The organism is Halopseudomonas sp. L-58, from assembly GCF_056859475.1.
The window spans coordinates 1-2,763 of sequence record NZ_JBSXON010000037.1 but is presented as its reverse complement, the minus strand read 5'-3'; the positions used below and the strand labels follow the sequence as shown (position 1 = coordinate 2,763).

5 protein-coding genes are annotated in these 2,763 nt (G+C 59.7%); 2 read left to right on the top strand and 3 right to left on the bottom strand.

Annotated features, from left to right (window positions below; translation table 11 throughout):
* The first annotated feature begins 122 nt into the window (after positions 1 to 122).
* Positions 123 to 374, top strand: coding sequence for a diguanylate cyclase domain-containing protein (locus AC13EY_RS03245; RefSeq protein WP_482876234.1), 252 nt, complete (start codon positions 123 to 125; stop codon positions 372 to 374).
* Here AC13EY_RS03245 and AC13EY_RS03240 read toward each other — a convergent pair.
* From AC13EY_RS03240 to AC13EY_RS03230, 3 genes are all read right to left on the bottom strand, one after another.
* A complete protein-coding gene (locus tag AC13EY_RS03240; RefSeq protein WP_228245233.1) occupies positions 371 to 1,156 on the bottom strand; it encodes a methyltransferase domain-containing protein in 786 nt (261 codons plus the stop codon). The genes AC13EY_RS03245 and AC13EY_RS03240 overlap by 4 nt on opposite strands.
* Before the next feature lie 68 nt (positions 1,157 to 1,224).
* Complete coding sequence (gene ppa / locus AC13EY_RS03235; RefSeq protein WP_088273467.1) at positions 1,225 to 1,752, bottom strand: inorganic diphosphatase; 528 nt, start codon at positions 1,750 to 1,752, stop codon at positions 1,225 to 1,227.
* Positions 1,753 to 1,936: 184 nt separating this feature from the next.
* Positions 1,937 to 2,383 (bottom strand): GNAT family N-acetyltransferase, encoded by a 447-nt coding sequence (locus AC13EY_RS03230; protein ID WP_088273468.1) that lies wholly within the window; start codon positions 2,381 to 2,383, stop codon positions 1,937 to 1,939.
* Between the two features lie 198 nt (positions 2,384 to 2,581).
* On the opposite strand from AC13EY_RS03230, the gene AC13EY_RS03225 reads away from it, so the two are divergent.
* Complete coding sequence (locus AC13EY_RS03225) at positions 2,582 to 2,743, top strand: hypothetical protein (protein WP_482876233.1); 162 nt, start codon at positions 2,582 to 2,584, stop codon at positions 2,741 to 2,743.
* The last annotated feature ends 20 nt before the right edge of the window (positions 2,744 to 2,763 follow it).

The following is a 2,763-nucleotide window of genomic DNA, read 5'->3' as shown; positions in this document are numbered from 1 at the left end:
CTTTTTCTTGTTCTGATGCTCGGCTTGGGCGAAGGTGATCTGCTTCATCGGGTGGCTTGGCTGAGGTAGTGGCAGTGTCTGGTGATTATACTCAGGGCTGCGTAATCAGGCAGAGGGCTGATTTGTGCAGCGTTTCCTTAGCGCTGGTACAGGGTCAGGATGAGCTGGATAGCGTTGCAGAGCGTTTGCGCGATAGTTTCTGTCGCCACGCCTTCGAACTGGAAGATGGTCCGCTGGAGGTCACCATCAGCCTGGGGACCGCATTGGCCGCAGCGCAGGATGTGGATGGCGCTGCTCAGAATCTCATCGCCCGTGCTGATGCTGCACTTTACCGGGCAAAGCGTGAGGGGCGTAACCGTGTGGTTCGCGGTTAGTCGAGCGTAGTAGCCGGGCGCAGCCACCAGTGCAGGTAGCGTCCCAGATGCTGGTAGGCAGGATGCTGGCTGTAGCGCAGCTCGTATTCAATCAGATCTTCGAGGCTGCTGTTACTGCAGAAGGGCTCCGGCATGTAGTCATAGAACACCCGTACGCCGCTGGTGGCCAGGCAGCTAAGGCTCGCCGCGGCGATCCACTGCATGGCGTCACGCGGGTCAATCGGCTGCTGCGGGGTCAGCCCGCTCGTGCCCTGGCCGGACAACGGCTTCTTGCGCAGCTTTTTGAACTGACCCTTGACCAGATTCTTGTAGATCAGTGCGTCGCGGTTGTAGAACGCGAGGGACAGCGCGCCGGCGGGCTGCACGAGGGCGGCCAGTTGCTGCAGCGCCTGCGCCGGGTCGGCCAGCCATTCCAGTACCGCATGACAGATCACCAGGTCATACCGTTCACCCTGCGCGGCGAGATCCTGCAGCGGCGCCTGCATGAAGCGTACGGGCAGGGCGGGGTTGCTGGCGTTGATGCGCTCACGGGCCGCATCAAGCATCGCTTCTGAAGGTTCGGCGACGGTGAGCTGATGGCCGAGGCCGGCCAGCCAGCCGCTGATCTGGCCGAGGCCGGCGCCAATGTCGAGAATGTGCAGCGGCGATTCTGCCTGCAGCAATGCCGGCAGCCATTGCTGCAGGTCGCGCTGCAACACGGCCAGACGAATGGCACCCTTGGGGCTGTCATAGATGCGCTGGGCGAAACGGGCGCCCAGGTGGTCAAAGTAGCGGTCGGTCATGGCGAGACTCTGCCGTGCAGGCATAAAAAAAGCCAGCTTGTGGCCGGCTTTTTAGCGGGGCGAAACGCTTATTTTTGGTAAGCGTTTACAGCCTTGACGATTTCCGCGCGGGCTTCATCAGCGCCGCCCCAGCGGTCAATCTTGACCCACTTGCCGGGTTCGAGATCCTTGTAGTTCTCGAAGAAGTGCTGGATTTGCTGGATCAGCAGTTCCGGCAGGTCGGTGTATTCCTTGATATCGCGGTACAGCACGCTCAGCTTGTCGTGCGGGACGGCGATCAGTTTGGCATCTCCGCCGCCATCGTCGGTCATGTGCAGAACGCCAACCGGGCGTGCACGGATAACTGCGCCGGGAGCGACCGGATGCGGGGTAACGACCAGCACGTCCAGCGGATCGCCGTCGTCAGCCAGGGTGTTCGGGATGTAGCCGTAGTTGGCCGGGTAGAACATCGGGGTCGCCATGAAGCGATCAACGAACAGGGTGCTGCTGTCCTTGTCGATCTCGTACTTGATCGGCGCATGGTTGGCTGGGATTTCGATAGCGACGTAGATGTCGTTGGGAATGTCTTTGCCGGCGGGGATCTTGTCGTAGCTCATGGGTTACCTGAGGGGCCATAGTTGAAAACTGGCCGGCATTATAGGCGCATCGCCGGCCGATACCAAGCAAAAACGGGGTGAACCTTGGTCGTAGATGTGCTCTGGCCGAGAGTGTCGGCCACGGCTGTCGGGAAATGGGCACACAAGCGCCGCCACGCGTGCATCGGCGCGGCGGCGCAGGGCGTCAGAGTTTCAGTGCGAAGTACATGAAATCGTGGTCGTTGGAGAAGCCCAGCGAGCGATACAGACTTTGTGCAGCCACGTTTTCCTCGCCGGTCATCACGGTCATTCGCTTGACCCCGGCCTCGCGCGCCATGTTCTTGGCGTGATTGATCAGCTTGTCGGCAACCAGTTGACGACGCGCCTCCTCGGTGACGTAGATGCCTTTGAGTACCCAGCTGGCCGCAAGCGTCAGGGCCGAGAAACTGGGAATGAACTGGCAAAAGCCGAGGGCCTTGCCGCTGTCTTCATCCTCGGCGATCAGAATGATGGCCTGTTCGTGTACCAGCCGCGCTTCGAGGAAGCGGCGCGATGCCTCGGGCAGCGGCGGCTGGCCGTAGAACTCGCGGTACTTGATAAAGAGCGGCGTCACCTCGTCGAGTCGATCGATATCAGCCTGGACTATGCGCATACGAGTGCTCCAATTATGGTCATTAAGTGGCTGGCAGGTTTTGGGTGGTCATTAACAGCATCGTGCATCAGTACTTTTGAATCTGCAATCGCAGGCCCCTAAAAAAGCTGGGATGCGGTGCTTGCGGGCGCACAGACGCGTTGTGTCGGCCGGCTTTTGGAGCGCTGTCGCGCGGCGGCAGGCGTTCAGGTGGTTCCGATGCTTGACATACTGCCGGCCGTCGCCATGCTGTTGCGCTTTCAGCTTTCAGCTTTCAGCTTTCAGCTTTCAGCTTTCAGCTTTCAGCTTTCAGCTTTCAGCTTTCAGCTTTCAGCTTTCAGCTTTCAGCTTTCAGCTTTCAGCTTTCAGCTTTCAGCGTAGGCTGTAGCCATTCGATTGTG